24 protein-coding genes are annotated in these 26,396 nt (G+C 63.4%); 12 read left to right on the forward strand and 12 right to left on the reverse strand.

Annotation, left to right across the window (positions count from 1 at the left end; all coding sequences use genetic code 11):
* Positions 1 to 5 precede the first annotated feature (5 nt).
* Together TR61_RS09245 and TR61_RS09250 are read right to left on the reverse strand one after the other, a co-directional pair.
* A complete protein-coding gene (locus TR61_RS09245; protein WP_050929697.1) occupies positions 6 to 1,169 on the reverse strand; it encodes a lytic murein transglycosylase in 1,164 nt (387 codons plus the stop codon).
* 157 nt (positions 1,170 to 1,326) lie between these two features.
* Entirely contained in the window at positions 1,327 to 2,229 is a 903-nt protein-coding gene (locus tag TR61_RS09250) for a LysR family transcriptional regulator (protein WP_050929698.1), read from the reverse strand.
* A 103-nt stretch (positions 2,230 to 2,332) separates the two neighbouring features.
* On the opposite strand from TR61_RS09250, the gene TR61_RS09255 reads away from it, so the two are divergent.
* Entirely contained in the window at positions 2,333 to 3,559 is a 1,227-nt protein-coding gene (locus tag TR61_RS09255; RefSeq protein ID WP_050929699.1) for a urate hydroxylase PuuD, read from the forward strand.
* 13 nt (positions 3,560 to 3,572) lie between these two features.
* Here TR61_RS09255 and TR61_RS09260 read toward each other — a convergent pair whose 3' ends face one another.
* The 4 genes from TR61_RS09260 to TR61_RS09275 all read right to left on the reverse strand — a co-directional run bounded on the left by TR61_RS09260 (position 3,573) and on the right by TR61_RS09275 (position 8,081).
* Positions 3,573 to 4,787 carry an NAD(P)/FAD-dependent oxidoreductase gene (locus tag TR61_RS09260; RefSeq protein ID WP_050929726.1) on the reverse strand — a complete coding sequence of 405 codons (1,215 nt, stop codon included), beginning with the start codon at positions 4,785 to 4,787 and terminating at the stop codon, positions 3,573 to 3,575.
* Positions 4,788 to 4,947: 160 nt separating this feature from the next.
* Complete coding sequence (locus tag TR61_RS09265; RefSeq protein ID WP_050929700.1) at positions 4,948 to 6,351, reverse strand: TRAP transporter large permease; 1,404 nt, start codon at positions 6,349 to 6,351, stop codon at positions 4,948 to 4,950.
* Positions 6,351 to 6,980: a TRAP transporter small permease subunit gene (locus TR61_RS09270; protein WP_050929701.1), complete on the reverse strand. Its 630-nt coding sequence runs from the start codon at positions 6,978 to 6,980 to the stop codon at positions 6,351 to 6,353. The genes TR61_RS09265 and TR61_RS09270 overlap by 1 nt, the downstream gene beginning before the upstream one ends.
* Before the next feature lie 81 nt (positions 6,981 to 7,061).
* Positions 7,062 to 8,081, reverse strand: a complete 1,020-nt coding sequence (locus TR61_RS09275; RefSeq protein ID WP_050929702.1) for a C4-dicarboxylate TRAP transporter substrate-binding protein — start codon at positions 8,079 to 8,081, stop codon at positions 7,062 to 7,064.
* Between the two features lie 501 nt (positions 8,082 to 8,582).
* On the opposite strand from TR61_RS09275, the gene acs reads away from it, so the two are divergent.
* The 8 genes from acs (at position 8,583) to TR61_RS09315 (ending at position 18,217) form a co-directional block, all read left to right on the forward strand.
* On the forward strand, positions 8,583 to 10,556 hold the full coding sequence (acs, locus tag TR61_RS09280; protein ID WP_050929703.1) for an acetate--CoA ligase: 1,974 nt from the start codon (positions 8,583 to 8,585) through the stop codon (positions 10,554 to 10,556).
* An 11-nt stretch (positions 10,557 to 10,567) separates the two neighbouring features.
* Positions 10,568 to 11,251 carry an adenylate kinase gene (locus TR61_RS09285; RefSeq protein WP_050929704.1) on the forward strand — a complete coding sequence of 228 codons (684 nt, stop codon included), beginning with the start codon at positions 10,568 to 10,570 and terminating at the stop codon, positions 11,249 to 11,251.
* Positions 11,252 to 11,531: 280 nt separating this feature from the next.
* Positions 11,532 to 11,819, forward strand: coding sequence for a DUF4212 domain-containing protein (locus TR61_RS09290; RefSeq protein ID WP_050929705.1), 288 nt, complete (start codon positions 11,532 to 11,534; stop codon positions 11,817 to 11,819).
* 15 nt (positions 11,820 to 11,834) lie between these two features.
* The gene (locus TR61_RS09295; RefSeq protein WP_050929706.1) at positions 11,835 to 13,622 is read left to right on the forward strand and encodes a sodium:solute symporter family protein; all 1,788 of its coding nucleotides are present in this window, start codon (positions 11,835 to 11,837) and stop codon (positions 13,620 to 13,622) included.
* 106 nt (positions 13,623 to 13,728) lie between these two features.
* Positions 13,729 to 15,552: a DUF294 nucleotidyltransferase-like domain-containing protein gene (locus TR61_RS09300; protein ID WP_050929707.1), complete on the forward strand. Its 1,824-nt coding sequence runs from the start codon at positions 13,729 to 13,731 to the stop codon at positions 15,550 to 15,552.
* A gap of 94 nt (positions 15,553 to 15,646) precedes the next feature.
* Positions 15,647 to 16,168 (forward strand): hypothetical protein, encoded by a 522-nt coding sequence (locus TR61_RS09305; protein ID WP_050929708.1) that lies wholly within the window; start codon positions 15,647 to 15,649, stop codon positions 16,166 to 16,168.
* On the forward strand, positions 16,168 to 17,580 hold the full coding sequence (locus TR61_RS09310) for a 3'-5' exonuclease (RefSeq protein ID WP_050929709.1): 1,413 nt from the start codon (positions 16,168 to 16,170) through the stop codon (positions 17,578 to 17,580). The genes TR61_RS09305 and TR61_RS09310 overlap by 1 nt, the downstream gene beginning before the upstream one ends.
* A 136-nt stretch (positions 17,581 to 17,716) precedes the next feature.
* Positions 17,717 to 18,217 carry a flavin reductase family protein gene (locus tag TR61_RS09315; RefSeq protein WP_050929727.1) on the forward strand — a complete coding sequence of 167 codons (501 nt, stop codon included), beginning with the start codon at positions 17,717 to 17,719 and terminating at the stop codon, positions 18,215 to 18,217.
* Here TR61_RS09315 and TR61_RS09320 read toward each other — a convergent pair.
* From TR61_RS09320 to TR61_RS09340, 5 genes are all read right to left on the reverse strand, one after another.
* Entirely contained in the window at positions 18,214 to 19,455 is a 1,242-nt protein-coding gene (locus TR61_RS09320) for a multicopper oxidase family protein (protein WP_245626856.1), read from the reverse strand. The genes TR61_RS09315 and TR61_RS09320 overlap by 4 nt on opposite strands.
* A 227-nt stretch (positions 19,456 to 19,682) precedes the next feature.
* Positions 19,683 to 20,162 (reverse strand): DUF6505 family protein, encoded by a 480-nt coding sequence (locus TR61_RS09325; protein WP_050929711.1) that lies wholly within the window; start codon positions 20,160 to 20,162, stop codon positions 19,683 to 19,685.
* A 4-nt stretch (positions 20,163 to 20,166) separates the two neighbouring features.
* Positions 20,167 to 20,874 (reverse strand): biotin/lipoate--protein ligase family protein, encoded by a 708-nt coding sequence (locus tag TR61_RS09330; RefSeq protein WP_050929712.1) that lies wholly within the window; start codon positions 20,872 to 20,874, stop codon positions 20,167 to 20,169.
* A complete protein-coding gene (apbC, locus tag TR61_RS09335; RefSeq protein ID WP_050929713.1) occupies positions 20,871 to 21,932 on the reverse strand; it encodes an iron-sulfur cluster carrier protein ApbC in 1,062 nt (353 codons plus the stop codon). Before apbC ends, TR61_RS09330 begins: the two co-directional genes overlap by 4 nt.
* Positions 21,933 to 21,936: 4 nt before the next feature.
* Positions 21,937 to 22,131 (reverse strand): DUF6494 family protein, encoded by a 195-nt coding sequence (locus TR61_RS09340; protein WP_050929714.1) that lies wholly within the window; start codon positions 22,129 to 22,131, stop codon positions 21,937 to 21,939.
* A gap of 81 nt (positions 22,132 to 22,212) precedes the next feature.
* Here TR61_RS09340 and TR61_RS09345 point away from each other — a divergent pair, with 81 nt between their 5' ends.
* Positions 22,213 to 22,944: a c-type cytochrome gene (locus TR61_RS09345; protein WP_050929715.1), complete on the forward strand. Its 732-nt coding sequence runs from the start codon at positions 22,213 to 22,215 to the stop codon at positions 22,942 to 22,944.
* Here TR61_RS09345 and TR61_RS09350 read toward each other — a convergent pair.
* Positions 22,938 to 24,893: a 4Fe-4S binding protein gene (locus TR61_RS09350; RefSeq protein ID WP_050929716.1), complete on the reverse strand. Its 1,956-nt coding sequence runs from the start codon at positions 24,891 to 24,893 to the stop codon at positions 22,938 to 22,940. The two genes, TR61_RS09345 and TR61_RS09350, sit on opposite strands and share 7 nt — an antisense overlap.
* Positions 24,894 to 25,236: 343 nt before the next feature.
* Between TR61_RS09350 and TR61_RS09355 the strand changes: the two genes are divergently transcribed.
* The gene (locus TR61_RS09355) at positions 25,237 to 25,767 is read left to right on the forward strand and encodes a DUF3305 domain-containing protein (protein ID WP_050929717.1); all 531 of its coding nucleotides are present in this window, start codon (positions 25,237 to 25,239) and stop codon (positions 25,765 to 25,767) included.
* Entirely contained in the window at positions 25,764 to 26,387 is a 624-nt protein-coding gene (locus tag TR61_RS09360) for a DUF3306 domain-containing protein (RefSeq protein ID WP_050929718.1), read from the forward strand. Before TR61_RS09355 ends, TR61_RS09360 begins: the two co-directional genes overlap by 4 nt.
* Positions 26,388 to 26,396: the final 9 nt, after the last annotated feature.

Below are 26,396 nucleotides of genomic sequence, written 5' to 3' on the forward strand. Positions count from 1 at the left end.
CCCCCTTATCCCAGTGACCTCAGCAATTCGGGCGAAGGATCACCGGTGGCCGCCGCTCCGATGCTGCGCTGATAGGCGCTGATCGCATCGCGGCTCTTCGGCCCGATCACCCCGTCCGCCCCGCCCGTATCGAACCCGCGCGCGGTCAGGCGCCGCTGCAGGGCGATACGGTCATCCTTGGTCAGGCCGAACTCGTCGGGTGGAAAATTGCCGCGCAGCGGCCCGCCGCCCGCGATCCGGTCGGCCAGATGACCCACGCCGATCGCATAGCTGTCGGAGTTGTTGTAACGCTTGATCACCCGGAAATTCGACGTGGTCGAAAAGCGCGGCCCGCCCGGCTGCGGCTGGATCACGGTGCCTTGGGGGGCGGCGTTACCTACCTCCCCGCCCCAGCGGACACCGCGCGTCCAGCCGTTGCGCTGCAAATACGCGGCGGTGGAGGCCAGCGCGTCGGTGGGATCGTCCGACCAGATATCGCGCCGCCCGTCGCCGGTGAAATCCACCGCAAAGGCAAGATAGGATGTCGGGATGAACTGCGTATGCCCCATCGCACCGGCCCAGCTTCCGGTCATGCGAGATGCGGGGATATCGCCCGATTGCAGGATCTTCAGCGCGGCGATCAGCTGTTTTTCGAAAAACGCCCCGCGCCGCCCGTCATAGGCCAGGGTCGAGGTGGCTGAGATCACCGGCACATCGCCGCGCCTTTCGCCGTAAAAGCTCTCAAGCCCCCAGATCGCCGCGATGATCTCGGCATCCACGCCATATTCCGCCTCAAGCCGCATCAGCGTGCCGCGATGGCGGGCAAAGGCCGCGCGGCCTTTGCTGACCCGCTCATCCGAGGCGGCGATGGCCAGGTAATCCTCCAGCGTACGGCTGAATTCGACCTGATTGCGGTCGCGGGTGACCACACCCGGCAGGTATCCCGTACCCCGGAAGGCGGCGGTCAGCGTTGTGTCAGAAATGCCTTGTGCCGCCGCGCGGCCCCGGAACGCGGCGACCCATTGATCATAGCCCGCATTGGGCGTGGGGCGCAGATCGGGCGGCAGGCCCGAGGGCGTGGCGCTACTGGGGGTGCTGCCCACGCGCGGCCCCAGAACTCCGGCGCCCGTGCAGGCCGAGAGGCCCAGCGCGCCGGTGCCGATGACGAAAACCCGTCGTGAAATGCTCATTGCTCTGCCCGTTGGTTGTTTTCATCAAACCTAGCGCAAAGGCGGTGATCACGAAAGGGTGGCGCGACCGGATGAGCGGAGGGCCACGCAGTTTCAAAACTGCGTGGCAAGCGCGTTCGAACGCGCTTGCCCAAGGCCTTTCGAAAGGCCTTGGCGCCTAACGGACCTGCGCGGCCAGACGCTCCACCATGAACTCCATGAACAGCCGCGCCTTGGGATCCTGCCCCCGCCGGTGGGTATATAGCACCGCCATTTGCACCGGCTCGGGCGGGGTCTGCTGTGCCACAGGCACAAGGCGGCCCGCCTTCAGATGCTCGGCCACCTCGAAAATCGGCTTCAAGGCTATCCCCTGCCCCGCCAGCGCCCAATCGGTCAGGACCTCGCCATCGTCGGCCTCGAACCGGCCCGAGACTCGGAACCGTTTCCGCCCCTCGGGCGTAATCAACCGCCATTGAAACTCGGTCGCGCCGGGAAACCGCAGATTCAGACATTCATGCCCCTCCGAAATCAACTCGGCCCCCGAGGCCGGGTTGCCACGCGCCGCGACATAGTCAGGTGCCGCGCACAAAACCCGGTCCACGTCGGCGATCTTGCGGATGCGCAGCGTGCTGTCCTCGGGCGTGCCCAGAAAGAACGCCAGATCCAGCCCTTCGGTCGTCAGGTCCACCTTCCGGTCGGTCAGGCGCAGACGGACGCTGACCTCCGGGTAGGCCGCCAGAAATTCCGGCACCAGTGGCGCGATCAAGCGCCGCCCGACACCCAGAGGGGCCGCCACATAAAGCGAGCCGCGCGGGTTCTCCGTCAGGTTCACAACCTGTGCTTCGGCCTGATCCACCGCCTCCAGGATCTCGCAGGCCCCGCCATAGAACGCCTTGCCCTGTTCGGTGGGCGTCAGGTTCCGCGTGGTGCGCTGGAACAGGCGCACCTTCAGGTGGTCTTCCAACTGCGCAATCCGCGATGACGTCACCGCCGGAGAGATGCGCAAATCCCGCCCCGCCGCGGACATGCTGCCCAATTCATAGACGCGGACAAAGGTGCGGATGTTGTCGAGATAGGACATCTTTTGGAAATTTTTGAAGCTGCTTGGTATTTGACCCGAATACCAGAAGAATACCTTCACGCCTAGACTGGGCGACACGTCGAATCGAAGGAAGGCCACAGCGATGTATGATCTGGCGGTGATGTGGGATTGGATCGGCTTTGCCGTGCGCTGGCTGCATGTGATCACCGCGATGGCGTGGATCGGGTCGTCTTTCTATTTCATCGCGCTGGATCTGGGCCTGAACCGCAACATCCAGGGCCCCGCGGATGGGGAGGAATGGCAGGTCCATGGCGGGGGCTTCTATCACATCCAGAAATATCTGGTGGCCCCTGAGGCGATGCCCGATCACCTGACATGGTTCAAATGGGAAAGCTATTCCACCTGGCTGTCGGGCGCGGCGCTCTTGATGATCGTCTATTGGGTGGGGGGTGAGCTCTATCTGCTCGATCCCTCACGCGCAGATATCACGCTGTGGCAGGGCATTCTGATCTCCGCCGCGACGATTGCGGTCGGTTGGGTGCTTTACGATCTGCTGTGCAAATCCAAGCTGGGCGATCACCCCACGGCGATGATGCTGGTGCTGTTTGCCATCATCGTCGCGATGAGCTGGGGGCTTAATCAGGTCTTCACCGGCCGCGCGGCGCTTTTGCATCTGGGCGCGTTCACGGCCACGATCATGACGGCGAATGTGTTTTTCATCATCATGCCGAACCAGCGGATCGTGGTGGCCGATCTCAAGGCGGGGCGCACGCCCGATCCGAAATACGGCAAGATCGCCAAGCTGCGCTCGACCCATAACAATTACCTCACCCTGCCGGTGATCTTCCTGATGCTGTCGAACCATTATCCGCTGGCCTTCGCCACCGAACATGCGTGGATCATTGCAGCCCTTGTCTTCCTGATGGGGGTCACGATCCGGCATTTCTTCAACACGATGCATGCCCGCAAGGGCCGGCCCCATTGGACATGGGGGGTCACGGCGCTTCTCTTCATCGCGATCATGTGGCTGTCCACCGCGCCCATGGGCCAGAGCTATGAGGAGGCCGAGGCACGCGTCCTCACCCCGGCCGAGACGCGGCTTGTGCAGCTCGCCAGCTTTGACGCGGCCTATGACACCGTCCTGTCCAACTGCTCCATGTGCCACGCGCGCGAGCCGGTCTGGCAGGGCCTGCGCTGGCCGCCCAAAGGCGTGGTGCTGGAGACCGAGGCCGATGTCGCCCGCCATGCCAAACTGATCTATCTGCAGGCGGGCATCAGCCACGCCATGCCCCCGCCGAACGCGTTCGAGATGGATGGCGAAGCCCGTGCCGCCATCACCGCATGGTATCGCGAGGCATCAGGCTCCTGACCCGCGCACGCCTTCAGATCACGGCGCGTTCCACGATCGCTTCGTTGCGGATCACCCGGTCATAGCTGAATTCGCTCAGATCCAGCGCGCGATATTCCCCATGCACCAGCATCTCGGCCAGTCCGCGCCCCATGGCGGGGGATTGCTGCAGCCCGTGGCCGGAAAACCCGTTGATGAAATGGAAATTGCCCAGCTCGGGATGCGGACCCAGAACCGCGTTCTGATCCAGCGTGTTATAGGCATAGTGGCCTGCCCATTCGGTGATCACGCGGATCGCCTCGAAGGCCGGTATGCGGGTGGCCAGCGCGGGCCAGACGGTGCTTTCCCACAGGCCGTGATCCATGGCGAAATCGGTGGGCTCCACCGCCGGGTCCGGGTCGGGCTTGCAGCCCACCATATAGGTATCCGGCCCCTCTTGCCGGACATGCACGCCTGAGGGGTCGATGGTCAGGGGCAGCGGGCGGCCCAGTTTCTCCCGCGCCTCGAAAACCCAGGTAAAGCGCTTGCGCGGCTCGACCGGCAGGGCAATGCCCGCCATCGCGGCGGTCAGCGCGGCACGGGGGCCGGTGGCGTTCACCAGCTGGCCGCAGGCGATTGATCTGCCATCCGCCAGCGTGACCCCCTGCACCCGGCCTGCGGCGGTGGCGATCTGCACCACCTCGCCCTGCAGGTACTCGGCCCCGCCCTCCCGCGCTTTGCGGCGGAACCAGTCGAACAGCCCTCCGCCGTCGAAATAGCCTTCGTTGACCGTGTTGATACTGCCCAGAACGATGTCGTCGGTCCGGTAGAACGGGTATTCCGCCGCGATCTCCTCCGCGCTCATCAGGCGGGTGGGTGTGCCGGCGGCATGCTGTACCTTTTGCGCGGCCCGCAGGGCATCGGCAAAGCCGTCTGAATCGGCAAGATACATATAGCCATAATTCTGGATCGGCATGTCGGGGATACGCGGATCGCCCATGTGGTCGCGCAGGTTGGTGACAAACTCTGCCCCGAATTGCGAGATGCGCACATTCAGCTCGGTCGAAAACTGCTGGCGGATGCAGGAATTCGTGTGAGCGGTCGAACACATCGCGTAACTGGGGTCGCGTTCGATCACCAGGATGCGCCCGTCGAAATCGGGATCGCGGGTCAGAAACCACGCGGTGGCCGAGCCCATGATCGCGCCGCCGATGATGACCACGTCATAGCTGTCGTATTGCGCTTTTGTTGTGAATGCGGCGGTTGCCATGGCCGTCCCCATGCCTGTTTCGGGCAGTGATGGGCCAAGGCGCGGGCTTTGTGAAGGGGGATTGTGGCGGGTTGAAACAAAGACGCCCCGGGCTTGACCCGGGGCCTCTGTGTTTTTGGCGAGGTCCCGGCTCGCGGGCCGGGACGCGTTGCGCTATGCGCTATCCGGTGGCCAGCATCGGCAGCCACAGGACGATCATCGGGAAGGCCACCAGAAGGCCAATGGTGATCGCGTCGGCCACGAAGAACGGTGTCACGCCTTTGAAGACGTCCTGCACGCTCAGATCATCGCGCACGCCCGCCACCACGAAACAGTTCAGCCCGATGGGTGGCGTGATCAGACAGAACTCGGCCATCTTCACCACCAATATCCCGAACCAGACCGCGCACATCGTGCCCGACATGCCGAAGGTGCTGTCGGCGGCGGACACGAACTCCCCCCCGTTCAGCGCCATGACCGCCGGATAGACCACCGGCAGGGTCAGAAGCAGCATGCCGATTGCATCCATGAACATCCCCAGAAGCGCATAGGCCAGAAGGATGCAGACAAGGATCAGCATGGGCGACATCTCAAGCGAGGTGATCCAGGCCGAAAACGCCGCGGGAAGTTCGGCAAAGCCCAGAAAGCGGACATAGATCAGCACGCCCCAGATGATCGTGAAGATCATGATGGTCAGCTTGGCGGTTTCCAGCAGGGCCGATTTCAGCTCGGACCACCGCATGCCGCGATAAAGCGCCATCAGGAAGACGATGAACGCCCCCACCGCGCCACCTTCGGTCGGTGTGCCCCAGGCATCGCCAAAGGGGTTGTAGACGAAGAAGATGATGATCACGACCACCGCCACGATGGGCATGGCGGGCACCAGCGATTTGAACCGGTCGCCCCAGGAAAACCCGCCCACGGGCGGACCCACGGATTTGAACACCACCGCGATGGAGATGATCAGGATGCCATAGACGATGGCCGAGAACGCGCCGGGGATGAAGCCTGCCAGAAGCAGCATGCCCACATCCTGTTCGACGATGATCGCATAGATCACCAGGATCGCCGAAGGCGGGATGAGGGAGGCCAACGTGCCGCCCGCCGCCACGACCCCTGCCGCGAATTGCTTGTTATAGCCGATCTTCAACATCTCGGGGATGGCGATGCGGGAAAAGACCGCCGCCGTGGCGACGCTCGCCCCCGACACCGCTGCAAAGCCTGCCGTGGCGAACACGGTCGACACCGCCAGACCGCCCGGCACCCAGGCGATCCATTTCTTGGCCGCATCAAAGAGCGCTTTGGTCAGGTTGGCGTAATAGGCCATGTAGCCGATCAGGATGAAGGTCGGGATCAGGCTGAGCGCCTGGGCGCTGACTTTGGAGTGCGGTACCTGGCCTGCGACCTTGACGCTGATCTCGATGGCTTTCCACAGCCGGTCGGGATCGTAATCGAACTGGTTCCAGCGCAACCAGACCAACCCCACGAACCCCGCAAGGCCAGCGGCAAAGGCCACGCGCATGCCCAGCACGACCATGACAAGCATCCCCGAGGACACCCAGATGCCAATTTCAATCGGTTCCATCAGTCATGCCCCGCCAGTTGCTGCGCTTCCAGACGGGCCTGTTCCTCGACACTCAGGTTCAGTGGCACCGCGACCGGCGCCTCAAGGTTCAGGACAAAGGCGCGGCCATATCCGATGGCCTGAATGACCAGCCGCAGGCACAGCACGCCAAAGGCCACCGGCACCACCAGTTTCGAGGGCCATGTGGGCAGGCCGATGTCGATGGAGCTGTCGCGCGAACACAAAGGCCGCGCGCAATCGAAAGAACGGTCGAAATGCGCCCAGGCCCCCCAGACCAGCGCCACCATCAGAACAAGGATGAGAAGGACCGAGATCAGCTCGAACAGCCACAGAACGCGGCCCTTGAGGTTGCCCACAAGGATGTCCATGCGAATATGAGTGCCGTCGCGCTGCACCCAGGAAATGCCCATGATCGCGATCAGCGGCATCGCGGCTTCGATGTAATCGACATATCCCATCAGCGGCGCGCCGAAGAATTTGCGCCCGCCCACGGACCAGGCGGCCAGGAACATCAGTGAAAAGATTGCCAGACCCGAGATCAGCGCCATGAAACGCTCGATCGGTTCAAGGCCGCGGTCGAGCTTGCTCAACAGGCTGCTGTCTTCCAGCACGGATGCCGAAGATGCCATCGCCCCCCTCCTTCGGTTTTTTTATGCAGACGGGGGCCGGATGCGTGATCCGGCCCCCGCCCTGTTCGGGAAAGATCCCGATCAGTTGGTCATCTTGGCTTTGTCGAGGGTCGTCATCACCAGGTCATAAAGCTCCTGACCAGGCAGGCCCTGAGCGGTGATGCTTTCGATCCATGCGTCACGTGCAGGCGCTGCTGCCTTGGCGCGGAAGGCGTCCAGTTCAGCGTCCGAGATTACGACTTTCTGGACGTTCTTTTCTTCCAGAACGCTGTCCCAGCGCTGCAGCAACTCGCCGTAGTTTTCCAGGTAATAGGCAATCGCCTCATCAACCGAGCTGTCCAGCGCCTCGCGATGTTCGTCCGAGAGCGACTCATAGGCGTCAATATTCACCACGACCGGGCAGTTCACCGTGCCGGGGTTCAGGTTCGACGTCCACCAGGTGGCCTGGTTGATCGTGCCAAAGGACAGGTGCGCGTGCTGGGCGAAGGCCACGGTGTCAACGACACCGGATTCCATCGCCTGATAGGCCTCGGACGCGGTCACCGATGTCGGCACACCGCCCACGGCCTCGAACGCCTTGCCCAGACCGCCGGTGGCGCGGACACGCATGCCTTCGAATTCGCTCAGCTCGTCGCGCGGCTCGCCGGTGCCGACGAGGTTGTATTGCGGCATGGGCGAGGTCATCAGCAGTTTGGCGTTCCACTGGGCCATTTCGTCCTGCACCGCGGGGTGGTCATAGACGGCGTGGCTGACGGCCACTTCCTGCTCCAGGTTCTCGACGCCCAGGAAGGGCAGTTCCAGAACGGTGATCAGGCGGTTCTTGTCGGGGTGGTAGCCCGCGCAGAACTGCGCCATCTCGAACGCGCCGATGGAAATACCATCCAGGTTCTCGCGGTTTTTCGACAGGGTTTCACCATAGGCAAGGTTGATGGTGAATTCGCCGCCCGTCTTTTCGCTAACCAGTTCGGCCAGTTTTTCGACATGCTCGGTAAAGGCGCGGCGTTTGCCCCAGAGGGACACGTTCCATTCGGTTGCTGCCGCCTCGGCAACGAAGGCAACAGAGATGGCGGCCGCCGCAGCGCCGGTCAGGTATTTGTTCATATATCTCACTCCCAGTTTCTGCAGCCCCTCTCGGGGGGATGCTTGGCGGGGAAAATAGCGTGCAAGGCAATTGGTGCCAAGGCCCGAGCAGCCATAAGACGGCCCATCAGGCCAAGAAGTCGACTCATGGGCGGTGAAATGCGCGCCTCGCCTACCCAAAACCCCGTAGATCCGATGGCCGAAACAATATGTCACACCTGCCTCGGCGCTTGAAAACGCGCGGGCTTGACCATGGGTCAGGCGCTTTGCGGCCGCCGCGACAGAGGGGCGTTGACTCGGGATCGCGTTGCAGTGCAATGATTTTTCGCCACCCCGGCCGAGGGAATTTACAACATTCACTGCGGGTGGGGAAAAACATTTACAAGCAAATGCAGCAAAATCGGGCGGTTATTTTCTTATTTTCAAGCACTGGTATGATTTCGATCAAATTCAGGCTGAACCGGAATCTGTACTCAGCGCCCGGAAAGAACTGCCTCGATCACTGTCATGGGAGGACCCTCGATGACCAACACCGCGCAATCCGAAACCGCTCAGAGCAAGACCTATCCGCCCTCGGACGAGATGGTCGCACGGGCCCATATCGATGCGGCGAAATATGAGGAGATGTACGCCGCCTCGATCAATGATCCCGAAGCGTTCTGGGGCGAACACGGCAAGCGGGTTGATTGGATCAAACCTTTTACCAAGGTGAAGGACGTCAATTTCAACCTTGGCAATGTCTCGATCAAATGGTTCGAGGACGGCACGCTGAATGTCAGCGCCAACTGCATCGACCGCCACCTGGACACCCGCGGCGATCAGACCGCGATCATCTTTGAACCCGATGATCCGGAAGAGCCCGCACAACACATCACCTACAAGCAACTGCACACCAGCGTCTGCAAAATGGCCAATGTGCTGGAAAGCCTGGGCGTGCGCAAAGGCGACCGGGTTGTGATCTATCTGCCGATGATCCCCGAGGCGGCCTATGCGATGCTGGCCTGTGCCCGCATCGGCGCGATCCATTCGATCGTGTTTGCCGGCTTCTCGCCCGACGCGCTGGCCGCACGGATCAATGGCTGCGAAGCGAAGGTCGTGATCACCGCCGATGAGGCCCCGCGCGGGGGCCGCAAGACGCCGCTGAAATCCAACGCGGATGCCGCACTGCTGCACTGCAAGGACAGTGTGAAATGCCTGGTGGTCAAGCGCACCGGCGGTCAGACCACATGGGTCGATGGCCGCGACTTCGATTACAACGAGATGGTGCTGGAGGCCGATGACTACTGCGCCCCGGCCGAGATGAATGCCGAAGATCCGCTGTTCATTCTGTATACCTCGGGCTCGACCGGCCAGCCGAAGGGCGTTGTGCACACCACCGGCGGGTATCTGGTTTATGCCGCGATGACGCATGAGCTGGTCTTTGATTACCATGACGGCGACATCTACTGGTGTACCGCTGACGTGGGCTGGGTCACCGGCCACAGCTATATCGTCTATGGGCCGCTTGCGAATGGCGCAACCACGCTGATGTTCGAAGGCGTGCCGACCTACCCGGACGCCTCGCGCTTCTGGCAGGTCTGCGAAAAGCATAAGGTCAACCAGTTCTATACCGCCCCCACAGCCATTCGTGCGCTGATGGGTCAAGGCACTGAATATGTCGAGAAATGTGATCTGTCGTCGCTGCGCCTTCTGGGCACGGTAGGTGAGCCGATCAACCCCGAAGCCTGGAACTGGTACAATGACGTGGTGGGCAAAGGTAACTGCCCCATCGTGGATACGTGGTGGCAGACCGAGACCGGTGGTCACCTGCTGACCCCCCTGCCCGGCGCGCATGCGCTGAAGCCCGGATCGGCAATGAAGCCGTTCTTTGGCGTCCAGCCCGTGGTTCTGGACCCACAATCGGGTGAGGAAATTCACTCCTATCCCACCGAGGGCGTGCTCTGTCTGAAAGACAGCTGGCCCGGTCAGATGCGCACCGTCTGGGGCGATCACGAGCGGTTCGAGAAGACCTATTTCAGCGATTACAAGGGTTACTACTTCTCGGGCGACGGCTGTAAGCGCGACGAAGATGGCGATTACTGGATCACCGGCCGTGTGGATGACGTGATCAACGTCTCGGGTCACCGGATGGGCACCGCCGAGGTGGAAAGCGCGCTGGTGGCGCATGCCGCCGTGGCCGAGGCCGCCGTGGTGGGTTACCCGCACGAGATCAAGGGCCAGGGCATCTATTGCTATGTCACCCTGATGAACGGGGTGGAGGCTACGGATGACCTTTACAAGGAACTCCGCACCTGGGTCCGGACAGAGATTGGCCCGATTGCCTCGCCCGACGTGATCCAATGGGCGCCCGGCCTGCCGAAAACCCGTTCGGGCAAGATCATGCGCCGTATCCTGCGCAAGATCGCCGAAAACGACTTCGGTTCGCTTGGCGATACCTCGACCCTGGCCGATCCGTCGGTTGTCGATGATCTCATCGAAAACCGCGCGAACAAGTGAGGGGCCAAGACATGGACGGAACAGCCGTTGATACAACCCCCGCGGTCCTGATCCTGTTGGGACCGCCGGGTGCCGGCAAGGGCACACAGGCCCGGCTGCTGGAAGATCAGTTCGGGCTGGTCCAGCTGTCGACAGGCGATCTGCTGCGCGCAGCCGTCGCCGCCGGGACCGAGGCCGGCAAAGCCGCCAAGGCGGTGATGGAAGCCGGCGATCTGGTCAGCGATGAGATCGTCATCGCCATCCTGCGCGACCGTCTGGGCGATGCGGATGTGCAGCGCGGCGTGATCCTGGATGGCTTCCCGCGCACCACGGTGCAGGCCGAGGCGCTGGACGCGCTTCTGGCCGAGACCGGCCAGAAGATCAACGCGGCGATCAGCCTGGAAGTGGACGATGCCGAGATGGTCACACGCATCTCGGGCCGGTTCACCTGCGGCGCGTGCGGCGAGGGGTATCACGACACGTTCAAGGCCCCCGCGAAACCCGAGACCTGCGACAAATGCGGCAGCACCAACATGGTGCGCCGCGCCGATGACAAGGCTGAAACCGTGGGTCAGCGGCTGGAAGCCTATCACGCGCAGACCGCACCCCTGATCGCCTATTACGAGGGCAAAGGCGTGCTGCAAACCGTTGATGCCATGGGACAAATTGACAATATCGCGGGCGCGATGGCGCAGATTGTGCGCGATGTGAAATGACGAATTCGGTGTCCGGTCAACGGGCGCCGCTCCTCCAACGCGAGGGACAGTGAAGGCCCGCCTCTGGCGGGACTAGAAAATGCCTAAACCGGCCTAAAGGCGAGTTTGATCTGCATCAAATAAGTTCAAACGCACCAAGGCCATAAGGGTGAAAGACAAGGCGCAGTCCGGCAATACCGGTCTGCGCCAACGGGATCGCCGTAAGCGATGCCAACAACAAGGGAACCGGTGCCGGACCCCAAAGCTCGGCACGCAACTGGAGGAAAAGGAGGAGCCCGCGATGGCGGACCAAACCACCAATCCCGCGCAAAGTCAGGCGGAGGCCGATAAATCCTATTGGGCCGCCAATGTGCGCATGATCCTGATCAGCCTCGTCATCTGGGCGCTGGTCTCATTCGGCTTCGGCATTCTGCTGCGGCCCGTGCTTTCGGGCATCGAAGTCGGAGGCACCGATCTGGGCTTCTGGTTCGCCCAGCAAGGGTCGATCATCGTCTTTCTGGCGCTGATCTTCTTCTATGCCTGGCGGATGAACAAGCTCGATAAGCAATACGGCGTCGAAGAAGAATAAGGGACGCGAGGGACAATGGATCAGTTTACAATCAACCTGCTGTTTGTCGGCGCGAGCTTCGCGCTTTACATCGGCATCGCGATCTGGGCCCGTGCGGGTTCCACATCAGAATTTTACGCCGCTGGTCGCGGCGTTCACCCGGTCACCAACGGTATGGCGACAGCGGCTGACTGGATGTCGGCGGCCTCGTTCATCTCGATGGCGGGCCTTATTGCGTTCACCGGCTATGACAACTCGTCCTTCCTGATGGGCTGGACCGGTGGTTATGTGCTGCTGGCACTGCTGCTTGCGCCCTACCTACGCAAATTCGGCAAATACACCGTGTCGGAATTCATCGGTGACCGCTTCTACAGCCAGACAGCCCGTATCGTGGCTGTTGTCTGTCTGATCGTGGCCTCGGTCACGTACGTGATCGGCCAGATGACAGGCGTGGGCGTGGCCTTCGGCCGCTTCCTGGAGGTTTCCAATACCGCCGGTCTGCTGATCGGGGCCTGTGTCGTGTTCGCCTATGCCGTGTTTGGCGGCATGAAAGGCGTGACATACACCCAGGTCGCTCAGTACTGCGTGCTGATCACCGCCTATACCATTCCGGCGGTCTTCATCTCGCTGCAGCTGACAGGCAACCCGATCCCGGCCCTGGGCCTGTTCGGGGATCACGCCGCCTCCGGCGAGCCTCTGCTGGCCAAGCTGGATGCGATCGTGACCGATCTGGGCTTCAAGGAATACACGCTGCACCATGGCGATACGTTCAACATGGTTCTGTTCACCTTGTCGCTGATGATCGGCACCGCCGGTCTGCCCCACGTGATCATGCGCTTCTTCACGGTTCCCCGTGTGGCTGACGCACGCTGGTCGGCTGGCTGGACGCTGGTCTTCATCGCGCTGCTGTACCTGACGGCCCCTGCTGTGGGTGCCATGGCACGCCTCAACATCACCGAGATGATGTGGCCCAACGGCACGCAAGGCGAAGCTGTTTCGGTCGAGCAGATCGAAAACGACGCCCGCTATGACTGGATGGCCACTTGGCAGAAAACCGGTCTTCTGGACTGGGAAGACAAGAACGGCGATGGCAAGATCCAGTACTACAACGACGCCTCTGCGGAAATGCAGGAACGCGCCGCTGCAGCTGGCTGGCAAGGCAATGAGCTGACCAAGTTCAACCGGGACATCCTGGTTCTGGCCAACCCCGAGATCGCCAACCTGCCCGGCTGGGTGATCGGTCTGGTCGCGGCGGGTGGTCTGGCGGCCGCGCTGTCCACGGCGGCGGGTCTGCTGCTGGCGATTTCGTCGGCGGTCAGCCACGACCTGATCAAAGGGGCCATCAATCCGGGTATCTCGGAAAAAGGTGAGCTTCTGTCGGCACGGATCGCCATGGCGGCAGCCATTGTGGTGGCGACCTATCTGGGTCTGAACCCACCGGGCTTTGCGGCGCAAACCGTGGCCCTGGCCTTTGGTCTGGCGGCAGCCTCGATCTTCCCGGCGCTGATGATGGGGATCTTCTCGACCCGCATCAACAACACGGGCGCTGTGGCGGGCATGCTGGCCGGTCTGACCGTGACGCTGCTCTATATCTTCCTGCACAAGGGTTGGTTCTTCATCCCCGACACGAACAGCTTCACCGATGCTGATCCGCTTCTGGGCACGATCAAGTCCACCTCCTTCGGTGCGGTCGGCGCGGCGATCAACTTTGCGGTTGCCTATGTCGTCGCGGGCATGACCAAGGAAACCCCGCAGGAGATCAAGGATCTGGTCGAAAGCGTGCGTGTGCCTCGCGGTGCAGGCGCGGCGGTCGACGGGCACTGATCCCCTTGGGTGTGGGGGCGCATGTGGCCCCCTTCCCTTTTGATACCGTCCCGCCCAGGCCAGCCTTGGGCGGGACTTTTCTTGGCCCCATTCAAAGGTGTGACAGATGTCGCTGAACCAAGCTGACCTGATGCGGTTCCTGGCCACGGTGCATCCTTATGACAGCCTCGATGCGGCGCGGATGGCCGATCTGCTGCCCCTGTTCGAGATGCGCGCGCTGGCCAAAGGCGCACAGGTTTACGCGCTGGGAGACCGGCTGGAGGGGCTTTACATCGTCTATGAGGGCGAGATCGAGGTGTCGGATGAAAACGGCATCCCGCTGTCCATTCTGGGCACACGCAATTCATTCGGCGAACGTGGCCTGTCGAAAGACGGGATCGCCGTAACCACGGCTGTGGCGCAAAGCGACGCCACGCTTCTGATGCTGCCCAAGGCGGATTTCGACGCGCTCATGCGGTCAGAACCTGCCGTGGCGCGGTTCTTTGACCGATCGCGCGGCGCTGCGGGGCAACAAAATACCCTGGCCACCAGCCGGGTTGAAGACCTGATGACCCGCGATCCCGCCACCTGCGCGGCAGAGGCCAGCGTGCAGGAGGCCGCACGGCTGATGGCCGAAAAGCGCATTTCGTCGGTCTGCGTGACGCAAGGCGACCAGCTGGCCGGGATCGTCACGGTGCGCGACATCTCGGGCAAGGTGGTGGGCGCGGGCCTGCCTTTTGACACGCCGCTGGGCGCGGTGATGACGCCGGACCCCATCACGCTGGCCACGTCCGCTATCGGGTCGGACGTGCTGCACCTGATGATGGAGCGGCATATCGGCCATGTGCCCATCGTCGATGCGGGCAAGCTGGCGGGGATCGTCACGCAGACGGATCTGACGCGCTTTCAGGCGGTGAGTTCGGCCGAGCTGGTCTCGAAACTCTCGCGCGCCGGATCGGCGGAGGAGATGGCCGAGGTCACCGCCGAGATCCCGCGTCTTCTGGTGCAGTTGGTCGCCGCAGGCAACCGCCACGAGGTGGTGACGCGGCTGATCACCGATATCGCCGACACCGCCACCCGGCGGCTTCTGGCGCTGGCCGAGGAGAAACTGGGCCCTGCCCCGGTGCCCTATCTGTGGCTGGCCTGCGGCAGCCAGGGCCGGCAGGAGCAGACCGGTGTGAGCGATCAGGACAATTGCCTGATGCTGTCCGATGCGGTCACCGATGACCAGATGGGCTATTTCCGCGATCTGGCGCGGTTTGTCTGCGACGGGCTGAATACCTGCGGATATGTCTATTGCCCGGGCGACATGATGGCCACGAACCCGCAATGGTGCCAGCCGGTGCGTGTCTGGCGCGAGTATTTCCGGGGCTGGATCGCCAAGCCAGATCCGATGGCGCAGATGCTGGCCTCGGTCATGTTCGACCTGCGGCCTATTGGCGGGGACAGCGCGCTTTTTGACGGGCTGCAGGCGGAAACGCTGGCGGCGGCGGCGCGCAATTCGATCTTCGTGGCGCATATGGTGTCGAATTCGCTGAAACACACGCCGCCTTTGGGGCTGTTGCGCGGCTTTGCCACGATCCGGTCGGGGGAGCATCGCAACACGCTGGATCTCAAGCATAACGGCGTGGTGCCGGTGGTTGATCTGGGCCGGCTTTACGCCATTCAGGGCCGTCTGACGCCCGCCAATACCCGCGCGCGGATCGAGGCGGCGGAGAGCGTGGGCGTTTTGAGCGCATCAGGCGCGCGCGATCTGCTGGATGCCTATGACCTGATCGCCGAAACCCGTCTGGCTCATCAGGCGCGGCAGATCAAGGCGGGCCACGCCCCGGACAATTTCATGCCCCCCTCGGATCTGTCGGATTTCGAGCGCAGCCACCTGCGCGATGCTTTCGTCGTGGTCAAAACCATGCAATCTGCCGTCGGTCATGGTCGGGGGGCGTTGAGCTGACGGAGAGGTCGGGACTTTTTGGGTATTTTTAGCCAGAAAGAAGCAGCAGGTCTGCGCATAACGGTCTGAGGAGAGGCCGAGGAGGAGAGAAGACATGTTTCTGGAACTGATCGCGACGATCTTTGCCGGGCTGGCCGTGGCCGGGGTTGCGATGCTGCTCAACAAGCTGATCGGCAGCCGCCTGCCCCGCTGGATCGTGCCGGTGGCGGCTGGTTTGGGCATGATCGGAACGACAATTGCCAATGAATATGGCTGGTACGAGCGCACGGCGGCCGACCTGCCCGAGGGGATGGAGATTGCGCTGACCGTTGAAAACCAGTCTTTTTACCGGCCCTGGACGCAGATGAAGCCCTATGTCGACCGCTTCGTGGCCGTGGATGCGACCAGCCTGCGCGAGAACCCGGCCCTGCCCGGTCAGCGGATGGTCGATCTGTATTTCTTCGGTCGCTGGTCGCCGGTCAACAAGCTGTCGGTGCTGCTGGATTGCGAGGGGGCGCGGCGCGCCTCGCTGGCTGATGGGGCAGAGTTTGGCGCGGACGGGCAGATCACGAATGCCAATTGGGTGAGCGTGCCTGCCGATGATCCGGTGCTGGTGAAAGGCTGCGAGGTGTCGTGATGCTGAGCGGCCTGAGCCTGCGCCTGCGGATTTTCCTGTTCTTCTGCCTGCTGGCCTTGGGTGGGCTGGCGATCACTGCGGGCGGGCTGATCGCCGGATATCAGCGGGCGGGCCAACCCGAGCTCTTTGACGCCTATGTCTTTTCCGGGCTGATCATCGGGTTTCTGGTGCTGGCGCTGGTCACCGGTGTCTGGCTTTTGTTCGATGAAAACGTCGCCAAACCCATCGAACGGCTGGCGGCAGAGCTGCGGGTGCGCGCCCATAGCGGCGTGGCCGGTCAGATCGACATGGAGGCTGCGAAATACCTGGGCGATCTGGCCCCTGCGGCCAATGCGATTGCGGGTCAGCTGGCGCAGACAGCGGAAGAGGCCGCAACCAGCGTGGCCACCCAGACCGCGCGGCTGGCCGCTGAAAAGGACCGGCTGACCGCGCTTTTGTCCGAGATCCCCGTGGCGATGATCATGGTGAACCCCGCCCATCAGATCGTGCTGTATGACGCACAATCGGCAGCGGTTTTAGCACAGGTGGCGCATCCCCGGCTGAATGCATCCCTGTTCGACTATTTCGAGGCGGAGGCGTTGCAGACCGCCTATGCGCGGCTGATCAAAACCGGGAAAGAGGTGACCGCGACGCTGAAAGGCACCGATGGCGCGCAAAGCTATGACGCGGTGCTGAAACCTTTGGGCGATGCGCCGGGCTATATGCTGGTGATTGACGCGGCCCATGCGCAGATCGCGCCGGATGCCGCGCGGCCGCTGATTTATGATTTCGACCTGCTTTATGCCGAAACCCCGGCCGCGTTTGACGCGCGGCCCCTCAAAGACCTGTGTTTCGTGGTCTTCGACAGCGAAACCACCGGGCTTTTGCCGCACAAGGACGAGGTGGTGCAGATCGGCGCGGTGCGGGTGCTGAAGGGCCGGATCATCGAGGGCGAGGTGTTCGACACGCTGGTCGATCCTGGCAGGCCCATTCCCAAGGCCTCAAGCGAGGTGCACAAGATCACCGATGCGATGGTTCAGGGCGCGCCTGATATGATCAGCGCGGGCCGCAGCTTTCACAGCTTTTGCAGGGATGCCGTGATCGTCGCGCATAACGCGCCCTTCGACATGGCGTTTTTGCACCGGTACGGGCCGAAGATGGGCTGCAACTGGGATCACCCCATTCTGGATACGGTGCTTTTGTCAGCGGTGCTGTTCGGGGCAAGCGCCACCCACACACTGGATGCGGTGGGCGAACGGCTGGGCGTGACCATCCCCGACGCGCTGCGCCACACCGCCCTGGGCGATGCGCGCGCGACCGCCGAAGTGCTGTGCCGCATGCTGCCCATGCTGGAGGCGCGCGGCCTGACAACCTTTGGCGCGGTCATCGCCGAGACGCGCAAGCACGGACGGCTTCTGGAAGACCTGAACTGAGCTATTGCCTTGGGCCCCAGCCGGGTTATCTGGGCGGCTGAGCAGCAGATGGATCCAGACCATGACCTTTTCCGCCCCGGGCGATGGACAATTCGCGGTGCCCGTGTCACCTGACAGCCAAGGAGACCCGCGCGACATGTCCGAAACCGTTTTCACGCCGAATGCCGATACCACCCGCCAGTTCCGGGATGCGTTGGGCTGTTTCGGGACGGGGGTAACGGTGGTGACCGCCCAATCGGATCAGGGGCCGCTGGGGATGACGGCGAATTCCTTTTCATCGGTGTCGCTGGATCCTCCGCTGGTGTTGTGGGCGCCTGCGAAATCCTCGCGCCGCTATGCGAGCTTTGCAAAGGCGCAGCATTTCGCCATCCATGTGATGGGCGAAGACCAGGATGCGATGGCGCGCCATTTTGCCCGCGCGGGCGACGGGTTCGATGCGTTCGACTGGAGCCGGTCCGAGGCCGGTGTGCCCATTCTGGCGGGATGTCTGGCGCGGTTCGAATGCCATCTGGCCGCGCTGCATGACGCGGGCGATCATGCGATCATCGTGGGCCATGTGGATCGCGCCGCCTTCCGTCCGGGCAAGGGGCTGATCTTCAAACAGGGCCAGTACGGCGGGTTTTCCGAAAAGGGTTAGGCCACCTCAAGCCAGGTTTTCATGCCCGAGGCCTGATGGCCCAGCATGTGGCAATGCAAAAGCCATTTGCCCGGATTGTCGAACACGCACAGGATATCGCGGCTTTGCCCGCGCATCAGAAGCGTGGTGTCACGCAGGGGGCCTGGGCTGCCATCCTCTTCTAGCTCGTGGAAATGGTGGCCGTGCAGGTGCATGCCGTGCGGGAAGGCCGTGTCATTCACGATGGTGATCTGAACCGTGTCGCCGCGCGCAAAGCGCTGCCAGGGCGCGTCGGGAAGGTTCGAGACGCCATTCAGGCTCCAGATATCGTCGCCGGCGTGGCGGCCGCCCATCGCGCCGCCCTCAAGCCGCATGGTCAGGCGGTGATCGGGTGTGGCGGCGGGCTGGCTGATCCGGGGTTGCGGCAGGGCGGCGATGGGCGCGGTGATCGGCGTGGGGTTTTCGCCATCGACCGCGATATCGCCCAGCGGGTACGGATCCTGCCCCGTGGGGAAAAGGAACTGCACCGTGTCGGTGACATCGGCGATGACATCCATGCGTTGCGCCGGGGCCAGCACGCTGCGTTCCAGATCGCGCGGCTGGGCCAGCGGCATGCCGTCCAGCGCCACGATCTTGCCGGTGATACCGGTGATTTCCAGCGGGAAAATCCGCGCGGTGGCGGTGTTAATGATGCGCAGGCGCACGCGGTCGCCCTTGCGCACGGTCGAGACAGTCGGGACGATCCGCGCGAATGTCCCCATGCGCCCGCCATGGGCGAAATCGTGGCGGTTGCCGAAATCCTCGATCAGTTCGCCGGTGCGTTCGATGCGCCAGTCATCGACGATCACGGTGATGTCGTGATTGACCTCGGGCGGGGTTTCTTCCTCGATGATGAGCGCGCCGTACAGGCCGCGCTCCACCTGTTCCCAGGAGCGGTGGTGGGAGTGATACCAGAAGGTGCCCGCATCCGGCAGGCGGAAGCTGTAGTCATGCTCCGCCCCGGCCTCGACCAGCGGTTGGGTCAGACCCGGCACGCCATCCATGCCATTTTCGATGCGGATGCCGTGCCAGTGGATCGCCGAGCCCGATCCGATGCCGTTTTCGAACCGCACGTTCAGCATATCGCCCACCCGCGCGCGCAGTTCCGGGCCGGGGGTGGAGCCGTTGAAGCCCCAAAGCGCCGTGGTGCCGTCGCCTTCGGGCATGATCTGCGCGGTCACGGGGCCTGCGCGCAGGACCATGGGGCTGGCCAGTGCCACGCGTGGGAGCGCGGTGGCGGCTGCGGTGGCTGCAAGAAAATGTCGCCGGTTGAGAGGCATGGTGGGTCTCCGGGTCGGGTCGGTCTGGGTAATAGATAGCGCGTTTCGGTGCGATGTGCATCAGACTGGGCGTGTCTGGTGACGGCGTGACACGCCCCAGACTTGATCCGGGGCCTCGTGGTATCGGGGGAGGCCCCGGATCAAGTCCGGGGCGCATCGGAGCGGTGTTACTCGTCCAAAGATCCGTGAATGGCGAATTGATCGAGGCCCGCCGCCTGCGCCTCGATCGTGCGATAGGTTTCCTTCACGCCGGCCTCGGTCAGTTCGCGGGCGACGGTGATCAGGGTGTTGGGGTCGTGATCGTCGCACAGATCGACCATATGCATGATCTCGTCGCGCGCGACGCCGGTGGCGGCCTCGACCGAGGGCGCGCCGTAAAAATCGACGAAATGCTGGGCGAGCAGGCTGACAAGCACTTCGATCTCGGCCTCTTCGACCTGGGTGACGGCCACGAAGGTCACGCGCCCGAAGGTTTCCAGCCCCAGCCAGCCATTGGCAAAGGCCTGGCGGGCCTTGCCGGTCAGGTCGGCTTCGCCCCAGTTCGAAAACTCGAACCCGCCGGAGATGCACCATTCCCCGGTGCGCGCCGGAGAGTGGAAGACGTTCATGTCGCTTTCGTCAAAATGAATGGCGCGGGCAAGGTTCATGGGTTCAGTCCTCTAACACCTGGCTCAGGGGGATGAGATGTGTGGTTTCGTCGTCGCGGATCAACATGCCGAACTGGTCATCGACACCCAGAAAGCGGCCCTGTCGGCCCATCATGGTGATCGGGTCCCCCACCCCGTGCAGCAGGCCCATCCATTCGGCATGCAGCGGGCGGTTGCCATCGTCTTCCCAGCGGTTGACCCAGACCAGCGTGTGCCGCGCCCAGCTTTCGATCAGCTGGACGGGGTCCACATCGGCGCAGCCCTCGTCATAAAGCGAGGTGACATCGGGCGTGGCCCCCGGATCGGTGGCCGTTTGCAGCAAGGGCAGGTCCAGCCCGATCACCAGCCAATCGGGCAAAGCGCCCGGATCGGTGGTGGAGGAGGCCGCCCGCAGCCTGCCGCAGCTGGCATTGTTCACCCGGATACCGCCCTGCCATTCCAGATGCACGGCCACCTCGGGCGGGGCCAGCGCGCCCAGCGCGTTCTGAAAGCCCACGCCGCAGACAGGCAGCATCGCCATGGCCTGTTCCAGCGCCACTTCGGGGGCAAAGACGATGGCCGCGCGCAGGCGGTCGACCTGGATATTATGGACAACCGTGCCCGCATCGCAGCCCAGCGCCGCCATCGAGCGCGCCTTGTCGAAAGGGTCAATCCCCCCTTCGACGGCCACGCCCGACATCAGCGGCGGGAATGTGGGGGCGCTGTCGGTCATGCCTGGCCTTTTGCGATCAGGGCGCGGGCGATGTCGCGGAAAGCCTGGGCCTGCGCGCTTTCGGGTTTTGACACCACGATCGGCGCACCGCCATCTGCGGCCATGCGAATATCCAGATGCAGCGGCACCTCGGCCAGAAGGGGCACGCCCAGCTTTTCGGCTTCGGCCTTCACGCCGCCATGGCCGAAGACATGTTCCTCATGCCCGCATTTCGAACAGATATGGGTCGACATGTTCTCGATCAGGCCGAAGATCGGCGTTTTCATCTGGTTGAACATGTCAATGCCCTTGCGCGCATCCAGAAGCGCCACGTCCTGCGGGGTCGACACCACGACCGCCCCGTCCACGGCGAATTTCTGCGTCAGCGTCATCTGCACGTCACCGGTGCCGGGCGGCAGATCCACCAGCAGCACATCCAGCGCGCCCCACTGCACCTGGCGCATCATCTGTTCCAGCGCGCCCATCAGCATGGGCCCGCGCCAGACCACGGCCTGATCTTCGTTGGTCATCAGGCCAATGGACATCATGGTGACGCCGTGGTTGCGCATGGGCAGGATCGTCTTGCCATCGGGCGAGGCCGGCCGCCCGCTGACGCCCAGCATACGCGGCTGCGACGGCCCATAGACATCGGCATCCAGAAGGCCAACCCGGCGGCCTTCGGCGGCCAGGGCACAGGCCAGGTTGGCCGAAACGGTGGATTTGCCCACCCCGCCCTTGCCGGACGCAATCGCCACGATGCGGTCCACGCCCGGTACGGGCTGCGGCCCTGCCGGTTCGGCCTTGCGCGACGGTTTCAGATCGGGCGGCGCCTTGGCGGAATGGGCGGTCAGCATGGCGCTGACTTTCTCGACGCCAGGAAGCGCCTTGACCTTCTCTTCGGCCTCGGCGCGCACGGGTTCCATGGCCTGCGCGCGGGAGGCGTCAATCTCTATCACGAAACGGACGGTGCCCTCTTCGACATTCAGCGCCCGCACCATGCCCGTGGACACGATATCATTGCCGCTGACCGGATCGGTCACGGTTTTGAGCTGTTCCAGAACCTCATCGCGCGTGGCCATGGTGTTATGCGTCCCCTTTGATCGTGCCGGTCACAACGTGATCGACGTCAAGGCCATCGACGGTCAGGCGCACCGTCGCCTCATAGGTGTCGCCTGCCTTGGCGCCTTTGGCGCGCAGGCCTTCTTCGATCGCCTGCTGGCTGGTCACGCCCACCTGCTTGAGGAATTTGCGCATCGACATGTTGAAGCTGTCGTCCATTGCTTGTGTCTCCGTGATTTAATGGGGTGTCGTGGTTCGCCGGATTGACGGCGCGTGGGTTGCCCGCCTAGGCTGCACGCCATGCGGTTGATTTTGCTGAGCCTTCTGGCCGCCCTCGGACTGGCCCTTCCCGCCCAAGCCCAGGATGATCTGGGTCTGCAGGCCCCCGAGGCCGTGATTGACAGCGGGCTTTTGAAACATCTGCTGCCGCGCTTTTCGCTGAAAACGGGGATCCGCGTGCGCCCGGATGCGGGCGGGCAGATGATTATTGCCACCGATGGCACAGGCGTGGCCGTGTTCCAGCGCGGCGAGACAGTGTTTTTCCTGCAAACCGGCGATGACCCGCGCGAGGCGCGGTTTCGCGACTGGCTGACCTCCGACATCGGGATTCGCACGGTGGAAAGCTTTCAACCCGCGGATGGTGCGGCATTCACCGCGCCCATTCCGGTTGTGGCGGAAGAGGACGAGATGGTCTTTGACGGCGATCCGGTCGCAGGCGCGGCGCTGTCGCTGACCCATTGCGGGCGCTGCCACGTGATCGGGCCGCAGAACGCGATGAATTCCATCGGGTCCACCCCGTCCTTCGCGGTGCTGCGCGCCATGAGCAACTGGGACAACAAGTTCCTGAGCTTTTACGTGCTGCGCCCGCACGCCGTGTTCACCCAGGTCGAGGGGCTGACCCAACCCTTCGATCCGGCGGTGCCATCCCCCATCGCCCCGGTGCGTATCACGCCCGAAGAACTGGATTCGATCCTGGCCTATGTGGCGCAGGTCAAGCCTGCGGATCTGGGCGCGCCCCTGCAATTTCAATGATCCTTGCGCTTTGAGTAATAATCATCGGCGGTGCGCGGCCTGGGACGTTCACCGGCGGCGAAGGGGTTGTTCTGGCTGTGATATTGCGCCTGAACCCGGCAATCGTCGCACATCTGGATCATCCGCGCCTGTTCCGAGGTGGCAAACATCGGATGGGTGCCGGCCAGTTTCTCCATGATCCGGTTCACGGTGGATTGCGAGCCGAACAGGGCACCGCATTCGACGCAGGCGCAAGGCTCTTCCTCGTTCAGGACGACCTGGGTCAGGGCCTGATCGGTCAGGTCGAGCTGCGGTTTCAGGGTGATCGCCTTTTCGGGGCAGATGTTCGAACACAGACCGCATTGCAGGCAGGCTTCTTCCTGGAACCTGAGCTGCGGCATGTCGGGGTTGTCGACCAGCGCGCCCGACGGGCAGAGCGACACGCAGGACAGACACAGCGTGCAGGCATCCGTATCGACCAGCACCGCGCCATAGGGCGCGCCCTTGGGCAGCGTCAGCGGGTCAGATGCGTCCGGGTTCAGCGCCTGGGCGGCCAGCCGCGCGATCTGGCGGCGGTTGCCCAAGGGCAGGACGGGCGTGGCGAGAGGTTCGGGCGTGTGCGCGCCGTAGAGCGCGTCGGACATGGCGTCCGGATCCGCCTCGTCCAGCAGGCGGAGCTTGCCGGGGCCTGCGATGGCGGTGGCCAGATCAAGTTCACGATCCAGCGCGTCGCGTTCGGTGGTCGGCGCCAGCAGGATGTCGACGCTGGCAAAGCCATGGGCCAGAGCGGCAAGCATCTCGGCATGGCCGAAGCCGGAAATCACTTGCAATTCCAGTGGGATAACGTCAGAAGGCAATCCACTTCCGAACCGTGCCGACAGGCGGATCATCTCGGCCCCGTGGGCGTCATGCACCAGAAGACGGGGTGCGGTGCCGCCCGCCTTGCGGAAGGTCGAGGCCAGCGTCTGCATCCGGCTGACCACATGGCCCACGGGCGGGTCGTCATAAGTGATCGCGGTCGACGGGCACAGCGCCGCGCAGGCGCCGCAGCCCGCGCAGACCATCGGGTCGATCGCCACGTGGTCGCCTGCGGACGTGATGGCGCCGGTGGGGCAGATATCAAGGCAGTTGGAACAGGCCGATTGCCCGGCGCGGGAATGGGCGCAGAGGCTTTCTTCCAACCGGACGTAGAGCGGTTTTTCAAAGGTCCCGGTCAGGTGCGAGGCGGCCAGAACGATGCCCGCCACCGCCAGCGGATCGCGCGGATCGGCGCGCAGATAGCCTTCGCGCTTTTGCGGTGCGGGCACCATCGGCGTGCCGCCGGTCAGGTCTATGACGATATCGCATTGCGATTGCGCGCCGTCCTTCGGATCGGTCAGCGAAAAGGCCCCGCGCCCGCCCGGTTCGATCTGCTGGAAGGCGTCGATGCGTACGGTGAAGCCACCCAGCGCGCCGGTCACGCGTGCCATCCGCCCGCGCACCACGTCATAATCGCGGCTGACCGGCATATCGCCGTCATCCGTGATCAGAACCGTCAGCGCGAGCATGTCTTTCAACTGCTCGGCCACGGGCAGAACCACATCCGCCGCCCCCGCGAGCAAGGTCATCCCTTCCGAGACCACGTCGACCGTTTTTGCCCCTGCGGCGGGCATCATCGCCTCGGCCGCCAGAGCGGCCATTTTGGGGGTCGCGTCGGCGCCCTGATCGGACCATCCGGCACGGTCGCGCAGATCGACGAAACCGGGCGCGTCGATGCCCAGTTCATCGGCCAGTTCTTCGAAGGTCACGCGCTCCTGCTGGCAGGCGATCACCACCTCGCCCGATTGCATGGCTTGGGCGACTGATTCGATTTCACGGGTGCAAAGTGCGGTATGAACCCGCGAACAGCCCAGCCCGGTCGCATCGGCAATCGCGTCGCCGTCGACCTGCTGACTTCCCAAACAATCGCACAAAATCAACGATTTAGACATCGCACCTCACACCGTTTCCTCCGGTGCCCCCCCTGTTCGCCGGCGCAAACTATTCATATGGCCGCGCGAAGGTAAAGCCCTGTTGCGCGCCGCGCGGGCGGTGATTCTGTCATTCCGCACCGCAGAAGAATCACCCCGAGCCGCGCTGCATTGCGGAATATTATGCATTCAACATGCATTTTATTTCAAAAAGTTGACCCTGCGTCCGGAAAGAGGCCCGAATTTGCGTTTTTGGGCTTGGCCCCGGTCGGCACACTACGGCATACTTTGACACGGAACCGGGGCGAAGGGACACGACCCGGCGGAGGGAGCTTTGGCACAATCAGCCGCAACGCATATTTCCATGCCCTTGGGTGTGGTCGTTCGGAAAACGCCCGGCGTGACCCGGTGGGCCAAGTGGTCGTGGCGCGTCGTCGCCGTTATGCCCGGTGCGCCGCAAGCCGACTGGCGTGAACTGCGCCGCGATGGCGAAGCGGTGGAATACCACGCGGCCACGCCGGAGCTGACGCTGTGGGCAGCCGAGACCGAGGCTTATTTGACCAACCTCGCCGATGGGGTGCCGTCGATCTATGTGATCATGCGCGATGCGCCCGATGGCACCACGCCGCTGGAGGTGACGCTTGTCACCGCCTCCCCGTTCGAGGGGCAGGATTATGCGGATACCGGCGATGATCTGGTCGAAAAGGTGCCGATGACGGACGGGCTGATTGCCTGGGTGCGGGATTTCGCGCTCGCCCATCACGTGGAAGAGGATTTCGTCAAACGCAAGCGCGACCGCAAGCGCGTCGATCTGGTGGAAGACGGCAAGGGCGATGCGCGCATCCGTCAGGACAGCGATGTGTTCCGCGCGCCCCGCAAGAGGATGCTGCAATGAGCGAGCGTCTGGATTTCTGGGCGCGCCGGAAGGCCGCCGTGCAGGCCGAAGAAGCGGCAGAGGCGCGTGCAGTCGAAGAGCAGCGCATGGCCGAGGAACGCCAGGCGCTGGAAGAGAAATCCGACGAAGAGATCCTGGCAGAGCTGAACCTGCCCGATCCCGAGACGCTGAAGCCGGGCGATGATGTGCGCGGCTTCATGAGCCAGGCGGTGCCCGACCGGCTGCGCCGCCGTGCGCTGCGCCAGCTGTGGAAGCTGAACCCGGTGCTGGCCAATGTCGACGGGCTGGTCGATTACGGCGAAGATTTCACCGACGCGGCGCTGGTGGTCGAAAATCTGCAGACCGCCTATCAGGTGGGCAAGGGTATGCTGGCCCATGTGGAGGAAATGGCCCGGCAGGCCGCCGCGAAGGAAGCCGCGCTTGAAGCCGGGGACGAAGCGGATGCACCGGACGCCGATGAGGCGGATGCGCCGGAGACACCCGAGACCGCCCCTGCCGAGGCCGAGACGCCAGAACTGGTGGCAGAGGACGAGCCCACATCGGAAACTCAAGAAAATCAGTCAGATACGCAATATGCCGCAGCGCCCCGGCGCCGGATGCGCTTCGCGTTCGAAACATGACGGTATACG

This window comes from Aestuariivita boseongensis (assembly GCF_001262635.1).
GTDB lineage: Bacteria > Pseudomonadota > Alphaproteobacteria > Rhodobacterales > Rhodobacteraceae > Aestuariivita > Aestuariivita boseongensis.

What these genes read in the sequence shown, in the direction of transcription:
- TR61_RS09255 (WP_050929699.1), top strand. Translation starts at nt 2,333, where the DNA reads ATGTATGATCTGGCGGTGATGTGGGATTGGATCGGCTTTGCCGTGCGC.
- TR61_RS09355 (WP_050929717.1), top strand. Translation starts at nt 25,237, where the DNA reads ATGCCCTTGGGTGTGGTCGTTCGGAAAACGCCCGGCGTGACCCGGTGG.
- apbC (WP_050929713.1), bottom strand. Translation starts at nt 21,932, where the DNA reads ATGGCCACGCGCGATGAGGTTCTGGAACAGCTCAAAACCGTGACCGAT.
- TR61_RS09285 (WP_050929704.1), top strand. Translation starts at nt 10,568, where the DNA reads ATGGACGGAACAGCCGTTGATACAACCCCCGCGGTCCTGATCCTGTTG.
- TR61_RS09340 (WP_050929714.1), bottom strand. Translation starts at nt 22,131, where the DNA reads ATGGACGACAGCTTCAACATGTCGATGCGCAAATTCCTCAAGCAGGTG.
- TR61_RS09275 (WP_050929702.1), bottom strand. Translation starts at nt 8,081, where the DNA reads ATGAACAAATACCTGACCGGCGCTGCGGCGGCCGCCATCTCTGTTGCC.
- TR61_RS09310 (WP_050929709.1), top strand. Translation starts at nt 16,168, where the DNA reads ATGCTGAGCGGCCTGAGCCTGCGCCTGCGGATTTTCCTGTTCTTCTGC.
- TR61_RS09290 (WP_050929705.1), top strand. Translation starts at nt 11,532, where the DNA reads ATGGCGGACCAAACCACCAATCCCGCGCAAAGTCAGGCGGAGGCCGAT.
- TR61_RS09345 (WP_050929715.1), top strand. Translation starts at nt 22,213, where the DNA reads ATGCGGTTGATTTTGCTGAGCCTTCTGGCCGCCCTCGGACTGGCCCTT.
- TR61_RS09270 (WP_050929701.1), bottom strand. Translation starts at nt 6,980, where the DNA reads ATGGCATCTTCGGCATCCGTGCTGGAAGACAGCAGCCTGTTGAGCAAG.
- TR61_RS09305 (WP_050929708.1), top strand. Translation starts at nt 15,647, where the DNA reads ATGTTTCTGGAACTGATCGCGACGATCTTTGCCGGGCTGGCCGTGGCC.
- TR61_RS09250 (WP_050929698.1), bottom strand. Translation starts at nt 2,229, where the DNA reads ATGTCCTATCTCGACAACATCCGCACCTTTGTCCGCGTCTATGAATTG.
- TR61_RS09325 (WP_050929711.1), bottom strand. Translation starts at nt 20,162, where the DNA reads ATGAACCTTGCCCGCGCCATTCATTTTGACGAAAGCGACATGAACGTC.
- TR61_RS09260 (WP_050929726.1), bottom strand. Translation starts at nt 4,787, where the DNA reads ATGGCAACCGCCGCATTCACAACAAAAGCGCAATACGACAGCTATGAC.
- TR61_RS09245 (WP_050929697.1), bottom strand. Translation starts at nt 1,169, where the DNA reads ATGAGCATTTCACGACGGGTTTTCGTCATCGGCACCGGCGCGCTGGGC.
- TR61_RS09350 (WP_050929716.1), bottom strand. Translation starts at nt 24,893, where the DNA reads ATGTCTAAATCGTTGATTTTGTGCGATTGTTTGGGAAGTCAGCAGGTC.
- TR61_RS09315 (WP_050929727.1), top strand. Translation starts at nt 17,717, where the DNA reads ATGTCCGAAACCGTTTTCACGCCGAATGCCGATACCACCCGCCAGTTC.
- TR61_RS09360 (WP_050929718.1), top strand. Translation starts at nt 25,764, where the DNA reads ATGAGCGAGCGTCTGGATTTCTGGGCGCGCCGGAAGGCCGCCGTGCAG.
- TR61_RS09330 (WP_050929712.1), bottom strand. Translation starts at nt 20,874, where the DNA reads ATGACCGACAGCGCCCCCACATTCCCGCCGCTGATGTCGGGCGTGGCC.
- TR61_RS09265 (WP_050929700.1), bottom strand. Translation starts at nt 6,351, where the DNA reads ATGGAACCGATTGAAATTGGCATCTGGGTGTCCTCGGGGATGCTTGTC.
- acs (WP_050929703.1), top strand. Translation starts at nt 8,583, where the DNA reads ATGACCAACACCGCGCAATCCGAAACCGCTCAGAGCAAGACCTATCCG.
- TR61_RS09300 (WP_050929707.1), top strand. Translation starts at nt 13,729, where the DNA reads ATGTCGCTGAACCAAGCTGACCTGATGCGGTTCCTGGCCACGGTGCAT.
- TR61_RS09295 (WP_050929706.1), top strand. Translation starts at nt 11,835, where the DNA reads ATGGATCAGTTTACAATCAACCTGCTGTTTGTCGGCGCGAGCTTCGCG.